General features: G+C 68.3%; 20 protein-coding genes. 11 read left to right on the top strand and 9 right to left on the bottom strand.

The features are described 5' to 3' along the window. The first annotated feature begins 24 nt into the window (after positions 1 to 24). Complete coding sequence (locus tag ASD35_RS21030) at positions 25 to 1305, top strand: nucleotide sugar dehydrogenase (protein WP_056876889.1); 1281 nt, start codon at positions 25 to 27, stop codon at positions 1303 to 1305. Next, the gene (locus tag ASD35_RS21025; protein WP_056876888.1) at positions 1302 to 2450 is read left to right on the top strand and encodes a TIGR03088 family PEP-CTERM/XrtA system glycosyltransferase; all 1149 of its coding nucleotides are present in this window, start codon (positions 1302 to 1304) and stop codon (positions 2448 to 2450) included. Before ASD35_RS21030 ends, ASD35_RS21025 begins: the two co-directional genes overlap by 4 nt. Here ASD35_RS21025 and ASD35_RS21020 read toward each other — a convergent pair. From ASD35_RS21020 to ASD35_RS21010, 3 genes are read right to left on the bottom strand one after another with little or no spacing between them, the layout of a single operon-like run. Beyond that, positions 2405 to 4048, bottom strand: a complete 1644-nt coding sequence (locus ASD35_RS21020; protein ID WP_157275687.1) for a hypothetical protein — start codon at positions 4046 to 4048, stop codon at positions 2405 to 2407. The two genes, ASD35_RS21025 and ASD35_RS21020, sit on opposite strands and share 46 nt — an antisense overlap. Beyond that, the gene (locus ASD35_RS21015) at positions 4045 to 5052 is read right to left on the bottom strand and encodes a glycosyltransferase family 2 protein (protein WP_082580322.1); all 1008 of its coding nucleotides are present in this window, start codon (positions 5050 to 5052) and stop codon (positions 4045 to 4047) included. The genes ASD35_RS21020 and ASD35_RS21015 overlap by 4 nt, the downstream gene beginning before the upstream one ends. Before the next feature lie 13 nt (positions 5053 to 5065). Continuing rightward, entirely contained in the window at positions 5066 to 5446 is a 381-nt protein-coding gene (locus tag ASD35_RS21010; RefSeq protein ID WP_056876886.1) for a GtrA family protein, read from the bottom strand. A gap of 229 nt (positions 5447 to 5675) precedes the next feature. Between ASD35_RS21010 and ASD35_RS21005 the strand changes: the two genes are divergently transcribed. The 9 genes from ASD35_RS21005 (at position 5676) to ASD35_RS20965 (ending at position 16513) form a co-directional block, all read left to right on the top strand. Then, complete coding sequence (locus ASD35_RS21005) at positions 5676 to 7595, top strand: XrtA/PEP-CTERM system amidotransferase (RefSeq protein ID WP_056876885.1); 1920 nt, start codon at positions 5676 to 5678, stop codon at positions 7593 to 7595. Between the two features lie 19 nt (positions 7596 to 7614). Then, on the top strand, positions 7615 to 8931 hold the full coding sequence (locus ASD35_RS21000) for a nucleotide sugar dehydrogenase (RefSeq protein ID WP_056877461.1): 1317 nt from the start codon (positions 7615 to 7617) through the stop codon (positions 8929 to 8931). Beyond that, the gene (locus ASD35_RS20995) at positions 8928 to 10142 is read left to right on the top strand and encodes a glycosyltransferase family 4 protein (RefSeq protein ID WP_056876884.1); all 1215 of its coding nucleotides are present in this window, start codon (positions 8928 to 8930) and stop codon (positions 10140 to 10142) included. Before ASD35_RS21000 ends, ASD35_RS20995 begins: the two co-directional genes overlap by 4 nt. Before the next feature lie 5 nt (positions 10143 to 10147). Further along, a complete protein-coding gene (locus ASD35_RS20990) occupies positions 10148 to 11344 on the top strand; it encodes a glycosyltransferase family 4 protein (protein ID WP_056877460.1) in 1197 nt (398 codons plus the stop codon). After that, positions 11337 to 12653: a putative O-glycosylation ligase, exosortase A system-associated gene (locus tag ASD35_RS20985; protein WP_056876883.1), complete on the top strand. Its 1317-nt coding sequence runs from the start codon at positions 11337 to 11339 to the stop codon at positions 12651 to 12653. Before ASD35_RS20990 ends, ASD35_RS20985 begins: the two co-directional genes overlap by 8 nt. Next, positions 12653 to 13612 carry a polysaccharide deacetylase family protein gene (locus ASD35_RS20980; RefSeq protein WP_056876882.1) on the top strand — a complete coding sequence of 320 codons (960 nt, stop codon included), beginning with the start codon at positions 12653 to 12655 and terminating at the stop codon, positions 13610 to 13612. The genes ASD35_RS20985 and ASD35_RS20980 overlap by 1 nt, the downstream gene beginning before the upstream one ends. A gap of 73 nt (positions 13613 to 13685) precedes the next feature. Next, on the top strand, positions 13686 to 14756 hold the full coding sequence (locus ASD35_RS20975) for a Gfo/Idh/MocA family protein (RefSeq protein ID WP_056876881.1): 1071 nt from the start codon (positions 13686 to 13688) through the stop codon (positions 14754 to 14756). 78 nt (positions 14757 to 14834) lie between these two features. After that, positions 14835 to 15416: an acyltransferase gene (locus ASD35_RS20970; RefSeq protein ID WP_056876880.1), complete on the top strand. Its 582-nt coding sequence runs from the start codon at positions 14835 to 14837 to the stop codon at positions 15414 to 15416. Next, positions 15416 to 16513: a DegT/DnrJ/EryC1/StrS aminotransferase family protein gene (locus ASD35_RS20965; RefSeq protein WP_056876879.1), complete on the top strand. Its 1098-nt coding sequence runs from the start codon at positions 15416 to 15418 to the stop codon at positions 16511 to 16513. Before ASD35_RS20970 ends, ASD35_RS20965 begins: the two co-directional genes overlap by 1 nt. A 24-nt stretch (positions 16514 to 16537) precedes the next feature. Here the strand turns inward: ASD35_RS20965 and ASD35_RS20960 are convergent, their stop codons facing one another. Genes ASD35_RS20960 through ASD35_RS20935 form a run of 6 tightly spaced genes read right to left on the bottom strand, consistent with a single transcriptional unit; the run spans position 16538 to position 25044 of the window. After that, positions 16538 to 18211, bottom strand: a complete 1674-nt coding sequence (locus ASD35_RS20960; RefSeq protein WP_056876878.1) for an asparagine synthetase B — start codon at positions 18209 to 18211, stop codon at positions 16538 to 16540. A 14-nt stretch (positions 18212 to 18225) separates the two neighbouring features. Then, complete coding sequence (locus tag ASD35_RS20955) at positions 18226 to 20427, bottom strand: GNAT family N-acetyltransferase (RefSeq protein WP_082580320.1); 2202 nt, start codon at positions 20425 to 20427, stop codon at positions 18226 to 18228. Positions 20428 to 20445: 18 nt separating this feature from the next. Further along, positions 20446 to 21519, bottom strand: coding sequence for a glycoside hydrolase family 99-like domain-containing protein (locus ASD35_RS20950; RefSeq protein WP_056876876.1), 1074 nt, complete (start codon positions 21517 to 21519; stop codon positions 20446 to 20448). Positions 21520 to 21546: 27 nt separating this feature from the next. Then, a complete protein-coding gene (locus ASD35_RS20945; RefSeq protein ID WP_056876875.1) occupies positions 21547 to 23010 on the bottom strand; it encodes an oligosaccharide flippase family protein in 1464 nt (487 codons plus the stop codon). A 2-nt stretch (positions 23011 to 23012) separates the two neighbouring features. Then, positions 23013 to 24065, bottom strand: a complete 1053-nt coding sequence (locus ASD35_RS20940; RefSeq protein WP_056876874.1) for a glycosyltransferase family 4 protein — start codon at positions 24063 to 24065, stop codon at positions 23013 to 23015. Between the two features lies 1 nt (position 24066). Then, a complete protein-coding gene (locus tag ASD35_RS20935) occupies positions 24067 to 25044 on the bottom strand; it encodes a glycosyltransferase family 2 protein (RefSeq protein ID WP_056876873.1) in 978 nt (325 codons plus the stop codon). Between the last annotated feature and the right edge of the window lie 105 nt (positions 25045 to 25149).

Genomic DNA, 25149 nt, shown 5'->3' with positions numbered 1-25149 from the left:
CATCACAGCAACGAGAAAACGACCATGAGCACGCTCGCAGTCATCGGCCTCGGCTACGTGGGCCTGCCCCTGGTGGTGGAGTTCGGCAAGCACACCCGAACCATCGGTTTCGACATCGCCCGGCATAAGGTCGAGGCCTGCCAGCGCGGCACCGACCCGAGCCGCGAGCTGACCAACGAGGAAGTGCAGGCCGCCAAGCATGCCGTCTATACGGACGACCCCAAGATGCTGGCCGAGGCCGACCTCATCATCGTCGCCGTGCCCACGCCGGTCGACGAGGCCCACATCCCGGACTTTCGCCCGCTGATCGGCTCCTCCACCAGCGTCGGCCGCCACATGAAGAAGGGCGCCATCGTCGTCTACGAGAGCACCGTCTACCCCGGCGCCACCGAGGAGGTCTGCATCCCGGTGCTGGAGCGCGAATCCGGCATGAAGTGGAAGCAGGATTTCTTCGTCGGCTACAGCCCCGAGCGCATCAACCCGGGCGACAAGGAACACACGCTGACCAAGATCCTGAAGATCGTCTCCGGCGACACGCCCGAGACGCTGGACACGGTCGCCAAGGTCTACGAGATGATCGTCGAGCCCGGCGTGCACCGCGCCTCCAGCATCAAGGCCGCCGAGGCTGCCAAAGTCATCGAGAACACGCAGCGCGACCTCAACATCGCACTGATGAACGAGCTGTCCATCATCTTCGACAAGCTCGGCATCGACACGACCGAGGTGCTCGAAGCCGCCGGCACCAAGTGGAACTTCCTGAAGTTCAAGCCGGGCCTCGTCGGCGGCCACTGCATCGGCGTGGACCCCTACTACCTGACGCACAAGGCCGACATGCTGGGCTACCACCCGCAGGTCATCCTGGCCGGCCGGCGCATCAACGACGGCATGGGCAAGTTCATCGCCGAGCAGACGATCAAGCACATGATCGCCAGCGGCAGCTACATCAAGGGCGCCCGCGTCAACGTGCTGGGCCTGACCTTCAAGGAGAACTGCGGCGACCTGCGCAACTCCAAGGTCATCGACATCATCAACGAGCTCAAGACCTACGGCGTCGAGGTCTTCGTGACCGACGCGCAGGCCGAGGCCGAAGAGGCGATGCATGAGTACGGCGTGCGCCTGATGCCCTTCGACGACCTGCCGCGCGCCGATGCCATCGTGGCGGCGGTGTCGCACCGCGAGTACGCCAACCTGTCGGTCGAGGAGATCGGCAAGAAGCTGGTCAAGGGTGGCGCCTTCATCGACGTGAAGGCGGCATTCGACGCAGCGGCGCTGCAGGACGCGGGCTTCCGCCTCTGGCGCCTGTGACCGCTGCGGGCGAGGACCAGCGCCCGCTGGTCGTCCACCTGCTGCACCGCTTCGACACCGGCGGGCTGGAGAACGGCGTCGTCAACGTCATCAACCACCTGCCAGCCTTCCGGCATGCCGTGGTGGCGGTGACCGAGATCACCGCGTTCAAGGAGCGCGTCAAGGCGCCGGGCACGCAGTTCATCGCGCTCCACAAGCCGCCGGGGCAGGGCTTCTGGCTCTACCCGCGCGTCTACCGGCTGCTGCTCGAGCTGTGCCCGGCCGTCGTGCACACGCGCAACCTCGGCGCGATGGAGTTCCAGCTGCCGGCCTGGGCCGCGCGCGTGCCGCTGCGCGTGCACAGCGAGCATGGCTGGGACACCAACGACCTGGGCGGCGTCAGCCGCGCCAACCAGCGCCTGCGCCGCGTCTACGGCGTGGGCACCCATCGTTTCGTCGCGCTGTCCAGGGCGATCGAGTCCTACCTGACCGGCCCGGTCGGTTTCGCGCAGGACCGCGTGCTGCGCATCTGCAACGGCGTCGACACGCAGCGCTTCGCACCCGCCACGGCCGCGCCCGCGGCCTGGCCCTATCGGCGCGGCGAGCATCTCGTCATCGGCGCGGTGGGCCGCATGCAGGCCGTGAAGGACCCGCTCAACCTCGTCGACGCCTTCCTGCGCCTGCGCGCGCTGTGCCCTGCCGCCTGGCCGCGGCTGCGCCTGGTGATGCTTGGTGGCGGCCCGCTGCTGGAGGCGGCGCGCGAGCGCCTGGCCCAGGCCGGCGCGGCCGATCAGGCCTGGCTGCCGGGCGACCGCAGCGACGTGGCCCAGCTGTTGCCGCACTTCGACATCTTCGCCTTGCCCTCGCAGGCCGAGGGCATCAGCAACACGCTGCTGGAGGCCATGGCCTGCGGCTGCGCGCCGGTCGCCACCGACGTGGGCGGCAACCCGGAGCTGGTGGAGGACGGTGCCAACGGGCTGCTCGTGCCGCCGCAGGACAGCGCGGCATTGGCCGCCGCGCTCGCCCGCCTCATCGGCGACGTGGCGCTGCGCCAGCGGCTGGCCGAGGCGTCGCTGGCCCGCGTGCGCAGCCAGTTCAGCCTCGACGGCATGATGGCCGCCTACGGCGCCTTGTACGCGTCCGCGGCGCGCGGCCGCAGCTCGTAGGCCGGGAAACCGCCCGCGTCGACCGGGCCGCTGATCGCATAGCGCGCCGCCAGGTGTTCGCGCAGCTTGGCGCGCGGCAGGCCGGCCAGCGCCACCTGCATGACGGGCCCGCGCCAATCCTCGTCATCCAGCGCGCGGAAGACCAGCACACGCCCGCCGCGCGCGAACGCCGCGGCCACCCTCTCGTCCAGCCTGGCCAGCAATGCGCCCACGTCGGCCTTGGTCTCGTTCATCTGCACGATGTCGATGTTGAAGCGCTCGACGCCGGGCGTATCGAACAGGCTGCTGTCCGGCTCACCGGGGTAGGCGGCAAAGCCGATGTAGAGCCCCTGTGGACCGAGAGCGGCCTGCAGCGCCTGCTGGCGCTCGGCGAGTGCGAAGCGCGCCTTGGGGATGCCGTAGCCGGCGAGGTTCACGACCAGCAGCACCGGCAGCGCGACGCCCAGCAGCAGCACGTCCAGCCAGCGCTGGCGCAGTTGCAGCGCCAGCAGCGTGACCGGCAGCGTGAACTGGAACCAGTGCTCGGGGTCGTTGAGGTTGTAGTAATACGAGAAAGCCGCCGCGCCCAGCACGAAGGCCCAGGGCGACAGCAGGCCGGGCTCGCGGTTGCGCAGCGCCTGGCGCGCACCGACGACGGCGATGGCCAGCAGCAGGCCGCCGATCAGCGCCGCCAGCAAGGCCTGGCCCAGCAGCGACGGCAGCACGGCCTGGACGTCCGGCAGCCAGCCCCACATCCAGGCACGGCCCAGCGTGCCCAGCGACGGCAGGAAGGCGAAGTTGTTGATCAGGCTGAAGGCGAAGCGCAGCGGCATCTCCTTCCAGGAGACCAGCCAGTTCTGCAAGGCCTGCTTTTCCTTCAGGCCGCCCAGCGTGAAGCCCAGCAGGTCCTGCGCCTGCGTCGTGCCGGTCTGGCGCGCCATCCCGTAGGCCGCCAGCAGCAGCGCGAAGCCGACGACGGCCAGCGTCAGCGCATAGGGCAGCAGATGGCGGATCGCCTTGACGAGGCCTTGCCGGCGCGCGCCGCGGATCAGCATGAACAGCGCCAGCAGCAGCGCCTGCGGCAGTACGCTGACGAGCAGGTTCACGCCCACCGCCGACCAGGCGGCGCTGGCGATCATGTCGCGCTGGCCCGATTCGCCGGCCGCCTCGGCCCGCTCCCAGCGCATCGCGTGGTGCAGCGCCAGCGCCAGCGCCGGGAACACCATCAGCTTGATGTGCGCCGTCGGGCCCAGCGTGATCAGGTTGAAGCTGACGGCGACGAAGGCAACGGCGGCGACGCTCTTCAGCACCGCATGGCCGGCCTCGCGCAGCGTCGCGAAGAACACGGCACAGCCGATCGCCACCGAGATGACGTTGATGGCCTCCAGTGTGTGGTTGACGCCGAGCACGCCGCCGCTGGCGCGGTAAAGCAGCATGGCCAGCGGCTGCATCCACAAGTGGCCCAGGTCCCAGAAGAAGCTGTTGGCGCCCAGTTCGTGCCAGTAGCGATCGACGTCGTCGACCTTCAGCGCCGAGCACAGCAGCGCGTAGGCGATGGCGACGGCGATGCCGACCGCGGCGACGTGCAGCGGCCGGGCGCGATCGAGCACAGCCCTCATGGCTGGCCCCAGTGGCCGGTGATGGCCTCGACATGGAAACGCGGCCGCTGCTTGCTGGCCTCGTAGACCTTGGCGAGGTACTCGCCGATGACGCCCAGGCTCAGCAGCTGGATGCCGCCGAGCAGGTACATCGGGATCACGGTGGACGCCCAGCCGGGCAGGGCCACCTCGGTGAACAGCCGGACGAACAGCGCCCACAGGCCCAGCGCCACGCTGATCACCGACACGAAGGCGCCCAGGCCGGTGATGGCCCGCAGCGGCGCGGCCGAGAACGACGTGACGCCGCGCCAGGCCAGGCTGAGCATCTTGGACAGCGGGTATTTGGACTCGCCGGCAAAGCGCTCGGCGCGGTCGAAGGCGACGACGCTGCTGCGATAGCCCAGCTGCGGGATCATGCCGCGCAGGAACAGATGGGTCTCGCCATAGCTGCGCAGGGCTTCCAGCGGGCGGCGGCCCATCAGGCGGTAGTCGGCATGGTTGAAGACGACCTCCACGCCCATCGCCGCCAGCACCTTGTAGTAGCCCTCGGCCGTGAAGCGCTTGAAGAAGGTGTCGGTGTCGCGGCGGCGGCGCACGGCGTAGACGAGTTCGTCACCGTTGCGGAAGGCGCGGATCATGTCCGGGATGATGGACAGGTCGTCCTGCAGGTCCGCGTCCAGGCTGATCAGTGCGTCGCCGCCCACCGACATCAGCCCGCACAACAGCGCGTTCTGGTGGCCGCGGTTGCGGCTGAGCTTGATGCCGCAGGCGTCGCCGCGCTCGCGGGCCAGCGTCTCGATGAGCGCCCAGGTGCCGTCGCGGCTGCCGTCGTCGATGTAGTAGGCCGAACTGGCCGGCGCGATCAGCCCTGCAGCCTTCAGCTCGCCCAGCAGCGTGCCCAGGCGGCTGGCGGTCTCGCGCAGCACCGCTTCCTCGTTGTAGCAGGGCAGCACGAAGTTGACGACCGGCGGGGCGCCGGTGGCCCAGCTGGCGCGGGGGAAGCGGGTGGGGTCGATCAGTTCCATGGTGGGACGTCGGTCAAGGTCTGCGGAACACCCAGAGGCGGCTGAGCATGAAATTGCTGGCCAGCACACCGGCCGTGGCGATCAGCTGGCCCAGCACGGGATGCAGGCCCAACGCCAGCGCAATGCGCAGCAGGCCGGCGTTCAACGCGCAGCCCAGCGCCACCATGGCGGCGAAGCGCAGCTGCTGCGAACGGCTGCCGGCGTGGCTGCCCTGGGCGGCGAAGGTCAGACGGGCGTTGGCCCAGTAGTTGAAGGCGGCGCTGATCAGGAAGCCCACGGTCGAGGCCGCCACCAGCGGCAGCCAGCCCGCCAGCACGAAACCGGCCGTCAGCAGGTACTGCAACAGCGTGGCGAGCACGCCGACGGACAGGAAGGAGAACAGCTGGGCGATCAAGGGGAGGGCCGGCAGGGCGGTGGGAGGCGCCGAAGTATCGGCGTTGCCGTGCGACCGCAACCCCCGCGGCTTGCAGGCCCTTCATCCCCCGGACAGGGGGTGAACCCGTGCGCCACGTCACGCACGGCGGCGTCATGGCCGGGCGGCGCCACCAAGCTCGGTAAGAATCCGCCTTTCCCCGCGCCGGGCCGGCATGGGGCTTCTCCAATGACTGGAACCAGGTCCACCCATGTGCGGCATCACCGGATTGTTCGATACCCGCGGCCAGCGCCTGCCCGAGCGCGAGCGCCTGCACCGGATGAACGAGTCCCAGCACCACCGCGGGCCGGACGAAGGTGACCTGCACATCGAGCCCGGCGTGGGCTTCGGCCACCGGCGCCTGTCGGTCATCGACATCGCGACCGGCCAGCAGCCCATCTTCAACGACGACAAGTCGGTGGCGCTGGTCTTCAACGGCGAGGTCTACAACTACCTCGAGCTGATGGACGAGCTGCGCGGCCACGGCTACGTGTTCCGCACCAAGAGCGACTCCGAAGCCATCGTGCGCGCCTGGGAGCACTGGGGCGAGGACTGCGTGCACCACCTGCGCGGCATGTTTGCGTTCATGGTCCACGACCGCAAGCGCGACTGCCTGTTCATGGCCCGCGACCGCCTGGGCGTGAAGCCGCTGCACTATGCGATGACCGAGGACGGCTGGCTGCTGTTCGGCTCCGAGCTGAAGAGCCTGATGGCCCACGGCGGCCTGCGCCAGGAGATGGACCCACGCGCCGTGGAGGCTTATTTCGCGCTGGGCTATGTCCCCGACCCCTGGACCATCTACCGCCACGCGCAGAAGCTGGCCCCTGGCCACCGCCTGCTCGTCAAGCGCGGCCAGCCGCTGGGCGAGCCGCAGCGGTACTGGGACGTCAAGTTCACGCTCGACGCCAAGATCGGCGAGGAGGAGGCCGCCGAGGAGTTGCGCCGGCGCCTCTCCGAGTCCGTCAAGCTGCGCCTGAAGGCCGAGGTGCCGCTGGGCGCCTTCCTGTCGGGCGGTGTCGACTCCAGCGCCGTCGTCGCGGCGATGGCGCAACTGGACGACCAGCCGGTAAACACCTGCTCCATCGGTTTCGACGATCCCAAGTTCAACGAGACCCAGTTCGCGCAGCAGGTGGCGGACCGCTACCGCACCAACCACCGGGTGGAGGTCGTCAACAGCGACGACTTCGGCCTGGTCGACCTGCTGGCGCACCTGTACGACGAGCCCTATGCCGACTCGTCCGCCATCCCGACTTATCGCGTCTGCGAGCTGGCCCGCAAGCATGTCACCGTGGCCTTGAGCGGCGATGGCGGCGACGAGAGCCTGGGCGGGTACCGCCGCTACAAGATGCACATGATGGAAGAGCGCATGCGCAGTGCCTTCCCGCTGGCGCTGCGCCGCGGCGTGTTCGGCCCGCTGGCGAAGCTTTATCCGAAGGCCGACTGGGCGCCGCGCGTGTTCCGCGCCAAGACCACCTTCCAGGCCATCGCCCGCAACTCGGTCGACGCCTACTTCAACACCATGGGCCTGGTGCGCGACCCGCTGCGCAACGAGCTCTTCAGCGACGCCTTCAAGCGCGACCTGCAGGGCTGGCACGCCAGCGAGGTCTTCCACCACCACGCCCGCCGCGCCAACACCGACGACCCGCTGGCGCTGATCCAGTACCTGGACATTCACACCTACCTGCCCGGCGACATCAACACCAAGGTCGACCGCGCCAGCATGGCCCACAGCCTGGAAGTGCGCGAGCCGCTGATGGACCACAAGCTCGTCGAATGGGTGGCCACGCTGCCGTCGGACCTCAAGCTGCGCGGCCAGGAGGGGAAGTACCTCTTCAAGAAGGCGCTGGAGCCGATGCTGCCGCACGACGTGCTCTACCGGCCCAAGATGGGCTTCGCCGTGCCACTGGCGCGCTGGCTGCGCGGTCCGCTGCGCGAGCAGACCCGCCAGGCGCTGCAGCAGGGCGCTCTGGCGCAGACCGGCTGGTTCAACCAGAGCACCATCGCCCGCCTGCTGGACCAGCACGAGCGCGGCGTGATGGACCACGCCCAGCCGCTGTGGGTGCTGCTCATGTTCGACGCCTTCCTGCGCAATGCGGGCCTGGGCACCGCCACGGCGCGCGCCGCTGCTTGATTTCGACAAGGACAACAAGATGAAGGTTTCGGTTTTCGGCCTCGGCTACGTCGGCGCGGTGTCATGCGCCTGCCTGCCCGAACTCGGCCACGAGGTGGTGGGCGTGGACATCAACCCGCTCAAGGTCGAACTGATCGCCTCCGGCCAGTCCCCCGTCGTGGAGGAGGGCATCGAGGAATTGATCGGCGCCGCCGTCAAGGCCGGCAAGCTGACGGCCACGCGCGACGTCGCTGCCGCGGTGCGCGACACCGAGATCTCGCTGATTTCCGTCGCCACGCCGTCGCTGCCCAACTACATGCCTGACCTGACCGCGCTGGACGCCGTCGTCGGCCAGATCGGCGCCGAGATCGCCAAGAAGGACGGCCCGCACACGCTGGTCATCCGCAGCACCGTGGCACCCGGCACGACGCGCGCGCGCATCGCGCCGCTGCTGGAGAAGGCCGCCGGCCGCAAGATCGGTGACCGGCTGTCGCTGGTCTTCAATCCCGAGTTCCTGCGCGAGGGCTCGTCGGTGGCGGACTTCCACAACCCGCCGCAGACCATCGTCGGCAGCCTGGACGAGGCCGGCGTCGAGGTCATGAAGCGTCTGTACACCGGCGTGCCGGGCAACTTCGTCGCGGCCGACGTGGGTGTGGCCGAGTCGGTCAAGTACCTGTGCAACGTCTTCCATGCGCTGAAGATCGTGTTCGCCAACGAGGCCGGCGCGGTGCTGAAGGAGACGGGGCTGGACTCGCGCGACGTGCTGGAGCTGTTCTGCCGCGACACCCAGCTCAACATCTCCAAGGCCTACCTGCGCCCCGGCTTCGCCTTCGGTGGCTCCTGCCTGCCCAAGGAGGTCAAGGGCTTCCTGACCATCGCCCGCGAGCGCGGCGTCGACATTCCCGTGCTGGGCTCGCTGCTGGACAGCAACGACGCCCACATCGGCCGCGCCTACGAGCTGATCGCCGCCGCCGGCCGCAAGCCGGTCGCACTGTTCGGCCTGGCCTTCAAGCCGGGCACCGACGACCTGCGCGACTCGCCGCTGGTCGTGCTGGCCGAGAAGCTGCTGGGCAAGGGGTTCGACCTCGCCATCTACGACAAGTTCGTCAAGATCGCGCGGCTGCTGGGCAAGAACAAGGAATACATCGACCGCGAGATTCCCCATCTCGACAAGCTGCTGCACGAGACGCCTGATGCGGCCCTGGCGCGTGCCGAGGTCGTGGTCGTGGGTCATGCGGACGCCGAGACGCGCCGACGCATCATCGCGATTGCCAAGCACGCGCGTGTCGTGGACTTGAACGGTTATGCCGACCTGCGTGACGCTGGCTTCGCGCAGTACGAGGGCATCTGCTGGTGAGCCGACCCGAGCGCCCCCTGAAGGTCGCGTTCATCTCGCCGGTCTTCCTGTTCCCGGCCGACGCCGGCGGCAAGATCCGCACGGGCAACATCCTGCGCGGGCTCAAGGAAAGCAGGCTGTTCGACATCACGCTGCTGTCGCCGGCCACACCGGAGCAGCAGCGCGAATGGCAGGGTGAACTGGACCGTCAGTGCGACCGCTTCGTCGGCTGGGCACCGAGCGCGCCGCGCCCGCGCTGGCAGCGCGCACCGGACCTGCTGTCGTCACTGCCCATCAATGTCGTCGCGGACCGCACGCCGGCCGCGGTCGCCGCCGTTGAAAAGGCCTTGGCGGCCGAGCGTTTCGACGTGGTCGTCTTCGACTTCGTCCACGCCGCAGTGCTGCGTCCCGACAACCTCAACGGCGCGACGGTCTGCTTCACGCACAACGTCGAAGCCGAGATCTTCGAGCGCCATGCCAAGACGGCGGCGAGTGCACCGCTGCGCTGGCTGTGGGCCTCGCAGGCCGCCAAGATGCGCCGCTTCGAGCGCGAGGCGCTGGCGCGTTTCACACGCGTCGTTGCCGTGTCGGAGCGCGACGCGAAGAAGTTCGCCGCCGAGGGCCTGATGACGGCCCGCGCCATACCGACGGGCGTCGACCTCGATTTTTTCTCCTGGCAGGCGCCGGCCGATGGCGCGCCGGTCGTCGTCTTCACCGGCTCGATGGACTGGGAAGCCAACGTCGACGGCATCCGCTTCTACATCGAGGAGGTCTGGCCGCGTGTGCGCGCCCAGGTGCCGAACGCGCAACTGCGCGTCGTCGGCAAGAACCCGCCGCAGTCGCTGGTGCAGCGCAACGTGCCCGGCGTGAGCTTCACTGGCTTCGTCGACGACGTGCGTGACCATGCGCGCGACGCGCAGGCCTTCGTCATCCCGCTGCGCGTGGGCGGCGGCACGCGCATCAAGGCCTTCGAGGCCATGGCCATGGGCCTCCCGGTCGTGTCGACCACCATCGGCATCGAGGGCCTGGATGTGGACCATGGCACCCACTTCTTGCGCGCCGATGGCGCCGAGTCGCTGGCCGATGCGACGCTGAAGCTGATCGCCGACGGTGCGCTTCGCCTGAAGCTGTCACGCGCCGCGCGCGGTCTGGTGGAAGACCGCTTCGGCCACCGCGTGGCGGCCGACGTGTTCGGCCGCATCCTCATCGAAGCCGTCGAGGCTGCGAAGTGAGGGTGCTGAAGGTCCTGACTTTCTCGACGCTGTTCCCCAGCAGCGTGCGGCCCAGCCACGGCATCTTCGTCGAGACGCGGCTGCGCGAACTGCTGAAGAGCGGCCGCGTCGAGTCGCGCGTCGTCGCGCCGGTGCCCTGGTTCCCCTCCACGAACCCGCGCTGGGGCGAGTACGCGAAATTCGCCGCCACCCCGGCGCGCGAGCAGCGCAACGGCATCGATGTGCTGCATCCGCGCTACCTGCTGGCTCCGAAGGTGGGCATGACGTCGGCGCCTTTGACGCTGGCCCTAGGCGCGAAGGCGGCGGTGCGAAAGCTGATCGACGAGGGCTTCGACTTCGACCTCATCGACGCGCACTACTACTACCCCGACGGCGTCGCCGCCGCGCTGCTGGCCAAGTGGTTCGACAAGCCGCTGACCATCACCGCCCGCGGCACCGACCTGAACCTGATCCCGCAATACCCGCTGCCCAGACGCATGATCGAGTGGGCCGCCCGGCGCGCCGCCGGCTCCATCGGCGTCTGCGCCGCGCTGATGGACGTGCTGCGCGGCTGGGGCCATGACCCGGCCAGGCTGCACACGTTGCGCAACGGCGTGGACCTGGAGCGCTTCCGGCCGCTGCCTCAGGACCAGATGCGCGCCGAGCTGGGCATCGGCGGCGACCCGTTGCTGCTGTCGGTGGGGCATCTGATCGAACGCAAGGGCCACCATGTCGCCATCGAGGCACTGGCCGCGCTGGCCCGCCAGCGGCCCGGCGCCCGCCTCGTCATCATCGGCGAGGGCGAGGAGCGCGCAGCGCTGACGGCGCTGGCCGCGCGGCTTGGCGTGGCCGACAGGGTACGGCTGACCGGCTCGCTGCCCAACACCGAGCTGCTGAAGTGGTACAGCGCCGCCGACGTGCTGCTGCTGTGCTCCAGCCGCGAGGGCTGGGCCAACGTGCTGCTCGAGTCCATGGCCTGCGGCACGCCGGTCGTGGCCACCGACATCTGGGGCACGCCCGAGGTCGTCGCCGCGCCGCAGGCGGGGCGGCTGGTGGCCGAACGCACGGGCGCGGCTTTCGCATTGGGCATCGAGAGCCTGCTGGGCGCGGGCGTCGACCGGGCCGCCACGCGCAGCTACGCCGAAGGCTTCAGCTGGCAGGCGACGACGGAGGGGCAGCTGGACCTGTTCCACGCCATCCGGCGGGAGGCTGCCCATGCGTGATCTCGCGCTGCTCGCCATCCTCGTCTGGATCATCGTCCAGGCCTTCAAGCGGCCGTGGATCGGCATCCTCGGGTGGACCTGGCTCAGCATCATGAACCCGCACCAGCTGACCTGGTCGCTGCGCACGATGCCTTTCGCAGCTGCCATCGGCGGCGCGACGCTGATCGGGCTCTTCATCACCAAGGACAGGCGTGACTATTCGCTCAGCCGCGAGAGCATCACGTTGATGATCTTCATGGCGTGGATGTGCATCACGCTGCCGTTCTCGATGATCTTCGACGAAGCCTTCGAGCTCTGGAAGCGGGTCATGAAGATCGACCTGATGATCCTGGTGGCCATCGTGCTGCTGCACAGCAAGCGCCACATGATGCTGCTGACCTGGGTGCTGGTCTTCTCGATCGGCTTCTTCGGCGTCAAGGGCGGTGCGTTCACGCTGCTGACCGGCGGCAGCTACAAGGTCTGGGGGCCGGAGAGCACTTACATCGAAGGCAACAACGAGATTGCGCTGGCGGTCGTCATCGTCATTCCGTTGATGCGCTTCCTGCAGATGCAGATGCAGGCCAAGTGGGCCAAGACGACGATGACCGTCTGCATGGTGCTGATGGCGATGGCGGCGCTGGGCAGCCACTCGCGCGGCGCGTTGCTTGCCATTGCGGCGATGGCGCTGGTGCTGTGGTGGCGCAGCAAGAACAAGCTGATCGGCGCCCTCGTCATGGTGGTGGTCGCCGCGGCGTTGCTGTCGGTCATGCCGGCGGAGTGGTGGGATCGCATGAACACCATCAAGACCTACCAGCAGGACGAGTCGGCGATGGGCCGGATCAATGCCTGGTGGATGGCCTGGAACCTGGCCAAGTCCAACTTCTTCGGCGGCGGGTTCTTCATCTGGACCGGCAGCATCTTCTCCATCTATGCCCCCGACCCCAACGACGTGCATGCGGCGCACAGCATCTACTTCATGGTGCTGGGCGAACAGGGCTTCGTCGGCCTGTTCCTGTACCTGACGCTGTTCACCATGGTCTTCTTCACGGCCGGCACGCTGCGCATCAAGGGCCGGGCCCAGCCGCAGACGCAGTGGCTGTCCGACCTCGGCGGCATGCTGCAGGTCAGCCTGGCCGGCTATGCGGTGGGCGGCGCCTTCCTGAGCCTCAGCTACTGGGACCTGCCCTACAACGTGCTGATCCTGGCCGTCGTCGGCAAGCGCTGGCTGGACCGCAAGGATTGGCTGCGCGAGAAGGAGGAGCCGGTCATCTACTGGCCGGCGTTCCTGAAGAAGCGCTTCGAGAAAAAGAATCGCGTGCCCAACCTGTGATGAAACCGCTCTTCAGCCTCCTGTCCCCGGCTGGCCCGGGCGCACGCCTGACCGTGCTGATCTTCCACCGCGTGCTGCGCCAGCCCGACCCGCTGTTTCCCGACGAGGTCGATGCGGCCCGCTTCGACGAGCTGCTGGGCTGGGCCAGGTCCTGGTTCAACGTGCTGCCGCTGGACACGGCGATCCGCCAGCTGCACGACGGCAGCCTGCCCGCGCGCGCCGCGGCGCTGAGCTTCGACGACGGCTATGCCGACAACCACGACGTGGCGCTGCCGCTGCTGCAAAAGCATGGCCTGCCGTGCAGCTTCTTCGTCGCCACCGGCTTCCTCGACGGCGGCCGCATGTGGAACGACACGCTGATCGAATCGGTGCGGCTGAGCCAACTGCCGGCGCTGGACCTGCGCGGCCTCGTCGATGGGCGCGGCGAGGACCTCGGCCAGCATGTGCTTGGGGATGACACCGGCCGCCGCGCGGCGCTGGGCCGCTTGATCGAGCGGGTCAAGTACCTGCCGCCGGAGCCGCGTGTGGCCTGCGTCGACGCCATTGCCGCACGCGCCGAGGTGACGCCACCCGGCGACCTCATGATGAGCAGCGGCCAGGTGCGCGCGCTGCGTGCCGCGGGCATGCAGATCGGCGCCCACACCGTCAGCCATCCCATCCTGGCCAAGCTCGATGCGCAGCGGGCGGCGGACGAGATCGGCCGCAGCCGCGACGTGCTGCAGTCGCTGCTGGGTGAGCGCGTGGGGCTGTTCGCCTACCCGAACGGCAAGCCCGGCACCGACTACCTGCCGGACGTGCACCCGGCCATCGTGCGCGAGCTGGGCTTCGATGCTGCGGTGTCGACGCGCTGGGCCGCCGCGCGGCGCACGGACGACGTTTTCCAGATCCCGCGCTTCACGCCCTGGGACCGCAGCCGCCTGAAGTTCGGCATGAGGCTGGCGCGCAACCTGATGGGCTGATGCCGTTTGGTGCGGCTCGGGCGGCGAACTGCCGACAATGCCGCCCAGAATCGACAGCTCACTGGTGAACCGCATGCAACAGTCCCGCCCCCCCGTCGCCGGCCACCCGGTCCGCTTTGCGCTGATCGGCTGTGGCCGCATCGCCCAGAACCACATGGAGGCGATCAAGAAGCACGCCGAGCGCGCCGAACTGGTGGCCGTGTGCGATGTCGACCCCGCGGCGCTGCAAGTCGCCGTCGCCAAGACGGGCGCGCGGGGCTTCGCTTCGCTGACCGAGCTGCTCGCCGCCAAGGCTGAGCTTGGCGTCGACTGCATCGTGTTGGCCACCCCCAGCGGCCTGCATCCCCGCCAGGTCATCGAGACGGCCCGGGCCGGCCTCGACGTCATGACCGAGAAGCCCATGGCCACCCGCTGGCAGGATGGTCTCGACATGGTCAAGGCCTGCGACGACGCCGGCGTGCGCCTGTTCGTCGTCAAGCAGAACCGTCGCAACCCGACGCTGCAGCTGCTCAAGCGCGCGATGAGCGAGGGCCGCTTCGGCCGCCTGTACAACGTCGCCGTCAACGTCTTCTGGACCCGTCCGCAGGCCTACTACGACAGCGCCGAGTGGCGCGGCACCTGGGAGTTCGACGGCGGCGCCTTCATGAACCAAGCCAGCCATTACGTCGACCTGCTCGACTGGATCTGTGGCCCGGTCGAGAGCGTCATGGCCTACACCGGCACGCTGGCGCGCAACATCGAGGTGGAGGACAGCGGCGTGGCCGCGCTGAAGTGGCGCAACGGCGCGATGGGCACCGTCAACGTCAGCATGCTGACCTATCCCAGGAACCTCGAAGGCTCCATCACGCTGCTGGGCGAGAAGGGCTCGGTGCGCGTCGGCGGCCTGGCGGTCAACGAGATCCAGCATTGGGAGTTCGACGCCCCGCACGAGATGGATGGGCTGATTCAGGACGCCAGCTACCAGACCACTTCGGTCTACGGCTTCGGCCATCCGCTGTACTACGACAACGTCATCCGGACGCTGCGCGGTGAATCGCATGCGGAGACCGACGGCCGCGAGGGCCTGAAGTCGCTGGAGCTGCTGATCGCGATGTACATGAGCGCGCGCGATGGCAAGCGCATCAACCTGCCGCTGAATTACTGACATGCCCCCACGCTCACTTCGTTCATTGCACCCTGCGGGGGCGCTCGCGCCCTCGGGGCGGCCCGGCGGGCGCGACTGATGGCCACCACCATCCATCCCTCGGCCATCGTCGACGACGGCGCCCAGCTCGGCGATGGCTGCCGCGTCTGGCACTTCGTGCACATCAGCGCCGGTGCGCGCATCGGCGCCAGGTGCTCCTTCGGCCAGAACGTCTATGTCGGCAACGACGTGCGCATCGGCGACAACGTCAAGATCCAGAACAACGTCTCCGTCTACGACGCCGTGACGCTGGAGGACGACGTCTTCTGCGGCCCGAGCATGGTGTTCACCAACGTCTACAACCCGCGCTCGGCCGTCACGCGCAAGGACGAATACCGCCGCACGCTCGTGAAGCAGGGCGCCACGCTGGGCGCCAACTCGACCATCGTCTGCGGCACCACCATCGGCCGCCACGCCTTCATCGGCGCGGGCGCCGTCATCAACCGCGACGTGCCCGACTTCGCGTTGATGGTGGGCGTGCCGGCTCGGCAGATCGGCTGGATGAGCCGCTTCGGCGAGCGGCTGGCGCTGCCCGTCAGCAGCCCGCAGCCGATCGACATCACCTGCCCGAACACCGGCGACCGATACCGCCTCGTCGACGACCAATTGAGCCTGATCTGATGGACTTCATCGACCTCAAGAGCCAGTACGCGGCGCTGCGCGACAACATCAACGCCCGCATCCAGGCGGTGCTCGACCATGGCCAGTACATCCTCGGCCCCGAGGTCAAGGAGATGGAGGCCGCGCTCAACGCCTACACCGGTGCCAGGCACTGCATCAGCGTCGCCAGCGGCACCGAGGCCCTGCTGATCTGCCTGATGGCGCTGGACCTGCAGCCGGGCGACGAGGTCATCACCAGCCCCTTCACCTTCGCGGCCACGGCCGAGATGATCGTGCTGGCCGGCGGCGTGCCTGTCTTCGTCGACATCGAGCCCGACACGGCCAACATCGACGCAACGCTGATCGAAGCCGCCATCACGGCCCGCACCAAGGCCATCATGCCGGTGAGCCTGTACGGGCAGGTGGCGGACATGGACGCGATCAACGCCATCGCCGGCCAGCACGGCCTGACCGTCATCGAGGACGCCGCGCAGAGCTTTGGTGCCAGCTACAAGGGCAAGAAGAGCTGCAATCTCTCCACCTTCGGCTGCACCAGCTTCTTCCCGAGCAAGCCGCTGGGCTGCTACGGCGACGGCGGTGCCATCTTCACGAACGACGACCAGCTCGCCCAGGCCTGCCGCGAGATCCGCACCCACGGCCAGAGCCAGCGCTACCTGCACACGCGCATCGGCGTGGGTGGCCGCATGGACACGCTGCAATGCGCCGTCGTGCTGGGCAAGCTCGACCGCTTCGAATGGGAAGTGAGCCGCCGGCTGGCGCTGGGCGAGGCCTATCGCGCCAAGTTGCACGCCGCGATCCCCGGCCTGCAACTGCTCGCCGTGCGCGACGACCGCGATTGCGTTTGGGCGCAGTACACAGTCTTCGTCGACGACCGTGAGGCGGTGCAGGGCAAGCTCAAGGCGGCCGGCATCCCGACGGCCGTGCACTACCCGCGGCCCTTGCACCACCAGCCGGCCTACGCCAGGTACGGCCGGCCCGAGGACTGCCCGAACAGCATCGATACCGCCCGGCGGGTGTTGAGCCTGCCGATGAGCGCCGACCTCACGGACGCGCAGCAGGACCAGGTCGTCGGCGCACTGGCTCAGGCGCTGGGCTGATTCCCGCGGCCCGGCCGGCGCGCTTCAGCCCAGCCGGTAGTCCGGTGCATGCCGGCGCAGCCACTGCTCCAGCATCATCAGGATCCACACCATCTCGCCGTAGTAGCCGGCGTGTTCCTTCAGGCGGTGATTGAGCAGGCTGTCGACGAACTCGGCGCGCACGATGCCGCGCGCGGCCACGCCGCGCAGTGATTCGGCCGCCAGGGCGTTCAACGCAGCATCCTTGACGGCCCAGGGGCCGAAGGGCAGGCCGAAACCGTGCTTCTTCTTCGTCAGGATCTCGTCGGGCAGGAAGCCGCGCAGCGCCTCCTTGAAGAACCAGCGCAGCTTCAGGCCCTTGAGCTTGTAGCTGGTGGGCAGCTTCAGCGAGAAGTCCAGCAGGCGGGTGTCCAGCAGCGGAAAGCCGACGTCGACGCCGGCCAGCGCCGTCGTGCCGACGACCTTGGGCAGGTCGTTCTCGGCCAGCGTGTAGCGCCAGTCGAAGGCCAGCATCTGGTTGACGAGGCTGGCGTCGTGCGGGCCGGCCGCCCAGGTGGCGCGCTGGTGCTGGCGCGGCGCGCCGGTGTCCACGGCGGCCAGGAAGGCCGGCGTCAACACCTCGGCCATGCCCAGCCGGTCCAGCAGGTTGTAGCTCTGCATGCGGTCGGGCATGGGCACGCGGGCCTGCTTGATGTAGCTGGTGCCCTTCTTCAGCAGCGGGATGTTGCCGGTGACCGGGTTGACGAACAGCGGGTTGAGCACGCCGGCGCGCAGCGGCGACGGGATCTGGCTGTAGACGTGGAAGACGCGTTCCTTGGCGTAGCGCACGTTGCCGCCGAAGAGCTCGTCGCCGCCATCGCCGGCCAGCATGCGCGTGTAGCCGTCGTCGTGCGCCTTGCGTGCGCAGTAGAAGGCCGGCACGGCGGACGAATTGCCGAACGGCTGGTCGTAGTGGGCCGCGACATCGGGGATGGCCGCGACCAGGTCGGCCGGCGTCACGTAGTACTCGTGGTGGTCCGCGCCGAAGGCCTTGGCCGCGATGCGCGCATAGGCCATCTCGTCATAGCCCTCGGCCTCGAAGCCGATGGAATAGCTCGCCGGTGCCTGGCCGGTGGCCTCGCGCAGCAGGCCCGCGACCGTGGAGCTGTCGGTGCCGCCGGAGAGGAAGCAGGCCGTCTTGCCGTCGCCCGTCAGGCGGTCCTTCACGGCGGCACGCAGGATGCCGCGGAACTCGTCGCGCAGCGCATCGAAGTTGGGGGCGGGCTGCTCGTCGAAGCGCGCGGTCCAGTAGGGCGCGACGGTCAGCTGGCCGTTCTGGAACAGCGCATAGTGCGCCGGCGGCAGGCGGTGGATGCCCGCATAGATGGTGCGCGGCGACGGGATGCAGTGGTGGAAGAGGTAGTCGAAGATGGCCTGGTTGTCGAGCTCGCGGATGCCGAGCTGGCGGGCCAGCGCGTCGGCGCGCGTGGCGTAGTGCAGCCGGCCGTCGCGCACCGCGTAGCACAGGCTGTGCACGGCGAAGCGGTCCACGGCGAGGTAGGTGCCGCCGCCAGGCAGGTCCAGCGCCACGGCGAACTCTCCGCCCACATCGGCCGCGCACGCCGCACCGCGCGCGGCATGGGCCTGCTGCCAGGCGGCCAGGGCATCGGCAGCCGGCGCGGCAAAGCGAGGTGAGCCGGAGGCGAAGGGCGTGTCGGGCGGCAGGGCGTGGGCTTGCATGCGGGCTCTTGGGATCAGGACGCGGGATTGTCTGCGGGAAGGGCAGGGGGTGTTCGCAGCGCGCGCAACCGCCGCCAGGTGTTGCCGACCGCCTGGCGCAAGAGGCCGTACAGGCCACGCGGCGTGGCCGGGTCGTAGGCGATCAGGCCGAAGCGCTCGCGGCGGTGGCTCATCCAGGTCTTCTTGTAGGCGTCGTCGCCGATCAGGTAGTCCACCTCGGCGACCTTGTCGCGATCGATGGCCTCCTCGAGCAGCAGGGCCGTGACCAGCGTGCCCGGCGCGATGGCCTTGAAGGCCTCGTCATAGGCCACCTTGTAGATATGGGCTCGGCCGGCGTTGACGATCCACAGCTGGGCGGCGATGGGCTTGTCGCCGATCCAGGCCACGCCCAGGCGCAGCCAGCCGCGGCGGGCGCAGAGCCGGATCAGCCCGGGGATGAAATCGACGTAGGGTTCGGGCACCTTCCAGCTGGCGTCGTAGACCGCCTGGTAGGCCGCGATGCCGCGCTCCATGTCGGCTTCGTCGCGGATGATCTCCAGCCGGCCACCGTCCTCGGCCGCCAGCCGCTTGGTCATGCGCTTGATGGTGCTGCGCAACTGGCCGCTGCGGTTTTTCAGGTAGCCGGCCCAGTCGCCCTCGACTTGCAGATACCAGTTGCCGAAGGCGAAGTACGCGTGTGGCCGCAGGCCGGCCAGGCGCAGCGCCTCGCGCAGCAGCTCGAACTCGCGCGTCGCCGGGTCCATCGGCCAGAAGCGATAGGCCGGCGCGCCGTGCTCGCGCCGCAGCGCCAGCACCAGCGGCAGCAGGTCCTCGGGCGCGAGGTCGTCCTCCAGCGCGGGCGAGTACAGCGTCGTGTAGTAGTTGGCCAGCGCGCCGACCTCGGTGTTGGACTCGCCCTGCTGCTTGGCGATGGGCAGCACCGCGAGCGTGCGGCCCTGACGGCGCAGGACATGGAAGCTGGTCTGCGAAGCGTCGCGAAAGACGGTGTCGCACAAGAGCCCGAACCAGTCGGCGCCAAACTCCACATAGGCCTGCTCGCGGCGTCGCAACAGGGCCAGCGCATCCTCAGGCAGCTCGCGCGGGTGGGCGAACCGCTCCACCGTCGCGCCGCTGCGTTGAGCCATCGCCGTGACGTCGAGCGGCCGCTCCTGCCCACGGCGCTTCCAGCTGCGCCCGCCGCGCCTGAGCAGCTCGTAGAACCAGGGCAGCCCACGATGCCGGTAGACGCTCACATGGTTGATCCAGCGCTGCGATGTCGACCATGCCAGCAGGTCGGCCTCGGCATCGGTGTAGAACTCGACGACCCCGCCGGGCGTGCGCTTGAACAGGTCCTCCAGCGTGCGCAGCAGCAGGATGCGACCCGGTGCGAAGCGCTCGAAATTCTCGTCGAAGGCCGTCTTGAGCATCACGGTCATCCCGCCACGGGACAGCATCATGCGTGAAGCCAGCAAGTCTTCGCCGAGCCAGAGCTCGTACACCATGGCCTCGCCGCGCTCCGCGAAGCAGCGCATGACGTCGGCGTAGAAGCGGCCCTGGGCGTTGTCGCTGCGCACGGCGGTACCCTTGCGGCCCTTCCAGCCACGGCTCTCGAGCGCTGCATAGCGATCGACGGCCGCGGCCATGAGTTCGGGCGCTGTGATGACGTCCACCCGCTCGCGGCCGCCTTCGGATTGCAGGCGACGCAGATAGCGGCGCATGTTCTGCATCAGCTTGCGCGGACGCTGCGCCAGGTAGTCGTCGAAGCCCCCGGCCAGGCTGACGCTCATCGTCAGCGCATGGGGCATGACATGGGCGCCTTGGCCGCGGAGATCGCCAAAGCGCGGGTCGTTGCACAACAGGTCGAGTTGCGTGGCGTAGGCCGGCAGCAGTTTCAGCAGATGCTTTGCCGGCGTGGATTGCGTCATCAATGCCGGTGCGATCTGGGCCTGCATGGGCAGGAAGCTGGACCAAATCCCCAGGCCCCTGTTCTGCCTTTTCAGCAGCGTCATCGCTTGCGGCCGGGCGCCCCCTTGCGAAGCCGTGCACAGGTGGAGGCCGGGCTCGCCGAAATGGCGTAACAGCGCGTCGACAAAGCCGGCGTCCAGCAGCGGATGGCCGCCGAAAAGCCGTTCGTTCAATGCGTCCCAGTCGTCCCGGTGCCGCCCGAGCCCCTGGGCGGGGTCGAGAGGTTCGCAGGCCCATGAGGGCAAGCCGGGCAGGGCGGTGGAGGAAGGCATCGGCCGGTCGTGGTCAGCTCAGCGGGACGCGTTGATCTTTGCGGCCAGCACTTCAAGGTAGGCCCGTCCCCATCGGCGGTTCGGCTCCAGATGATTGCCTTCGGCCCACTCGTTCCAAGACTTCACGAACAGGAAGTTGTCTTCCCTGTCCCGTCCGCGCCACAGCGCGAGTGCGCGGTCCAGGGCGGCGCCGAACTTTTGCGGTGTCGAGTTCTCCAGCACGACACCGCGCGCGCCGCTGCGCGGCGTGTTGTCCCAGTTGGGCAGCACGCACGGAATGGCCTGTGGTGAGGCGCGCTCCGGCAACAGGTAGGGTTGCATGGCTTCGTAGTCGAACACCGACGGCCGGCCCAGTGCGTCCAGGATGCGGTTGCGGATCTTCTGCAGGGGCTGCGACCAGGGCGTCCAGGCACGCCGACGCATGAAGCTGGGCTTGAGGATGAAGGCGTCGAAACCGTGAGCCCTGGCGTCCCAGAAGGGATCGCGATGTTCGGCGAGGACATAGAGGCCCGGCAGGCCCGCCTCCTCGGCCAGCCGCCGCCAATGAGCGATGAAGGCAACCGGATCGGGCAGGTCGTCGGGGGCGTAAACCATGAATACCGGTTTGCCCTTCACGCGCAGATAGCGCGGGTCGCGGAACGCCGACAACAGCGTCTCGAAATGCGCCTTCTCGTCATCGACGCCGGGATAGAGCTGCTCGGCGAGAACCTGCTTGTCCAGCCCGTGCCAGGCGCCCGACCAGGTCTGGTTGGCCCAACAGACCATGAACGGGAAATCCGGCTTGCCGCATGCCAGCACGTCATTCAGCGGCCGCTCAAGCAGGCGCCGACCGTTGCCGAACCAGTAGTGGTAGTAGCAGAAGGCTGTGACCGAATAGGCCTTGGCGAGTTCCGCCTGCGCCTCGCGCGCTTCGGGCACCCGCAGGTCGTAGAGGCCCAGCTCGGACGGGAGATTCGGTTGGTGGTGCCCACGGTACAGCGGCTTGGCCTTGGTGACATTGGTCCACTCGGTGAACCCGGGCTCCCACCACTCATCGTTCTCCTTGATGGGATGGTATTGGGGCAGGTAGAGCGCAATGACCTCGGGTTTCATGGCTGTCAGGGCATTCGGGGGGTGGTGTCAGAGACCGGCCGGCTTGCGCCTCAGCCTCTTCAATTCAGCGGAGATCGGGTGCTTGAAGGCGACGGCGAGGCCCAGGCAGGCGAGCCCGCCGCTGGCGACGGCGACCCCAAGATTGAGCACGAGCGGCAGTTGCAGCCATTCGGCAAGGGAACGGCCCAGCAGCGTGGCCACGGCTGCGCCGACGGCCATCGCGGCGGTGGGCCCCATGCTGCGCACGATCTCGTAGGTCGAGATGCCGCAGACCGCTTTGGCTGCTCTGGCGAGCAGCAGCAGTCGCACGGTGTGCGCAATGACGGACAGCGCCGCGGCGGCGATGAGGCTGTGCATCGCGCCGATGAGCAGGCAGGTCGCCAACGTGGCGCCGAACACCAGGTTGACGCGCAGTTGCGCGCCCATGGCGCCGTAGGCAGTCAATACCGGCGTGCACAGCATGAACGGTGCATAGATCAGGCCCTGGACGGCCCCGATCTGCAGGATGGGGACCGCCTCCACCCAGTTCGGGCCGAAAAGCAGCAGGATGATCTCGTGCGCGCAAATGCCCATCACGCCGAAGAACAGCCACTGCACGGCTGCAATCTGCAGCGTGACGCGCCGGTAGTCCTCGGCGATCTCACGGCCGCTGTGGCGAGCCCGTGCCATCAGCGGGGAGGCGACGCTGACGACGGCCGATGCGAAGAAGGTGTAGAAGCCGGCGTTCAGGCTGTTGGACTTGCTCAGAATGCCGCTGCTGTGGAAGCCGAGCATGCCGCTGATGATGAAGTCGTCGGCACGCGTGGAAACGCCTTCGACGATGCGCGACATCGTGTTCTTGCCGCCAAATTGCAGCACCTGGCGCAAGTTGCGAAAGCTCGGCCGCATGCGGGCCGCCTGGGGTTGGAGCAGCATCAGCAGCACGAAGGTCGCCACGATGCTGGCGACGGAGCCCCAGGCAGGGCTGGTATAGCTGAGACCGTTGAGTGCACAGAGGATGGTGACGGCTGCGCCGACCAAAGCGGAACCCGCCTGTATCACGAAGACGATGTCGAACTTCAGCGCCTTGACCAGCAGGGCCATGGTGGTGGCGCCCAGGGGCAACAGCATGAAGTTCAGGCAGAGGATGTGCATCACCCGGGCGACGCCCGGCTCGTTGTACAGCGCAGCCAGCGGATAGGCGGCCAGTGCGATGACGACGGCGATGATCCACGCGACGGCGACCGTCACCGTGAACGCAGCGCGTATCTTCTCCGGCGTCAGCTCTTTCTGGCTGACGAGATAGTCGCCAATGCCGAACTCGCGCACGATGGCGCCGATGGCGACCGCGGTCGCGGCCAGCGAGAAGATGCCGGTCTCCTGGGGCGTCAGCAGGCGCGCCAGGATGACGGACGTGCCCAGTTGCAGCGCGAACGAGAAATAGCGCTGTGCGAACGCGAACAGGACGGCACGGCGAGCGGATGGCTGCGCAGGGGGAGCTAGGGGCGCCATCGTCAGCCGTTCAGCCCGGCGGCATGCAAGGCCGCGCCGGCGATGCCCGTCCATTGCCAGGACTCGCAGGCAAGCCGGTTGTTCTGGCCTTGGGCGGACAGGTGCGGGCTTTGCGCCGCCGCGAGCATTGCGCTGGTCAGCGCTTTGACGTCGCCCGGGGGGTAGGTGAAGTTGTTCTCTTCACCCAGCGTCTCGCCGATGCACCCCAGGCGCGGGCCGACGACCGGGCGGCCAAAGCTCATGCCCAGCACCGCCACCCCGGAATTCAAGCCGGCGGTGTGGCTGAGCACCACGCAGTCGGCAGCGTTCATGTAGACCTGGATGCGGTCGGAGTCGATGGAGCGACCATGGATGAGCAGCTTGCGGTCCGTGCGTTTGCGCCAGGCGAGCCGGAGGCGCTCACGCCATGCGCCTGGCCCCGTCGGCGCGTTGTAGAGGCCGGCGACAAGAAGGAATTTGCCGGGCAGTTCAAGCTGGTCAAACGCGGACAGCAGGAGGTCCAGCCCCTTGTAGCCGCGGATCTGACCGAACTGCAGGAACACGCGGGCCTCTGCCGGAATGCCGAGTTCCCTCCGGGCGTCCGCCCGGCTGATCGCATTGGGATAGGAGAAATAGTGCCCATGCGCCTGGACGAACTGCCGCACGCGCGGCGGAACCTCATAGCGGGCCGCGACGGCCTTGATGGAGCAGTTGCAGTGGTGATGAACGGCGTCGACCGAGTCGATGACGGTCCGGTAGACGTGGGCATCGACGGTGGCGTCGGCCACGTCATGCGGCACGAGGTTGTGCACCGTCCACACCATGGGCACGCCGGCCTGGCGCAGCGTCTGGAGGCGCATCAGGAAGTGTTGCGCGCGCGCGGCCAAGGTGCCCTCGCCCCGCCAGCGATAGAACTCCTCGGGCCAATGGAGATGCAGGAGGTCTGGCCGCAGATTGCCTTCCAGAAGATTCTCGGGGCCATAGATCGGCGTCCAGCCCAACTCGGCATAGGCGCGGCCCAGTTCGCGGATGTAGATGTTGCCGCTGGCCTGGTGGGGGAGGAGGACCACCGGCATTTCAATAGACGTTCTGGCGCTTCTGCGAGCGTGCCTGCACCCATGCCGGATAGGCCGCGGGCCGCAGCTTCGACATCCAGCGGCTCGCGATGGTTCCCCATGCGCGCCAGATGCGCAACTCGCGCAGGAAGCGGGTTGCCGGGCTCTCTCCGCGTGCTGGCGCGATGAGCCAGGCCAGCATGTCCTGCACCAATTGCCTGTACAGCCAGACCGGCACCCACGCGAAGTGGCGGATGCCCGCTTGCATGTCCTGCCACGGCGAGATCCCGGCCTTGAGCGACCAGCGCCTGAAATAGCGCTTGGTCAACAGGTGCGGGTCCACGGGCGCCTTGACGACCCAGTTGGGTTCATAGACGACGTGCACGCCGCGCCGCATGCAGCGCTGGCCGAACTCATAGTCCATGTGCCGGAAATGCGTCTCCGAGAAACCGCCCACGAGATCGAACAGCTCGGCCCGGGCCGCCATGTTCGAGCCCGCCGGCGCATAGGTGGCATCGGGGTGGTCCAGCCGCGTGTCGCCGAGGTCCACGCCGGCCAGGATGGCGCTCATGTTGCGGTGGAACCAGACCGGCGCACCGGTCGGCGGCCAATCCAGAAGCGTCTTGCCGCCCACCAGCATCACGGTCGGGTCCGCGAAGAACTCGGCGGACTGTCGACACCAGTGCACGGGGAACAAGATGTCGTCGTCAGAGAACAGCAGCAGGTTGCAGCCCAGCGAGCGAGCGAACGCGATGCCGCTGTTCAGCGCGAACTGCTTGCCTTGCCGGCCCTCGAACAGGTAGTGAAGACGGCCGACGGGCCACGACGCTTGGGCGGCCTCCACCGTCTGCCGCGTCGCGTCGCTCGAGTTGTTGTCCATCACGATGAACTCGACGTCCGTGCCCGCCGGCAGCTGCTGTTCGCGCAACGACTTCAGCGTCACACCGAGGCTCGCGGCGCGGTTCCAGGTGCAGATGATGACGGCGATGTGCAAGGGCATTGGCGGGATGGTTCAAGGGGCCCGGGATGCCGCGTTGCGCGAGCAAATCCATGGAGGGCACCGCCCGGTCGGGGCCCGGCAGTGTAGTGCGCGGGCCCTCCTCCA

It is taken from the genome of Pelomonas sp. Root1444 (assembly GCF_001426885.1).
Lineage (GTDB): Bacteria > Pseudomonadota > Gammaproteobacteria > Burkholderiales > Burkholderiaceae_C > Pelomonas.
This window is presented reverse-complemented; position numbering and strand designations above follow the sequence as displayed.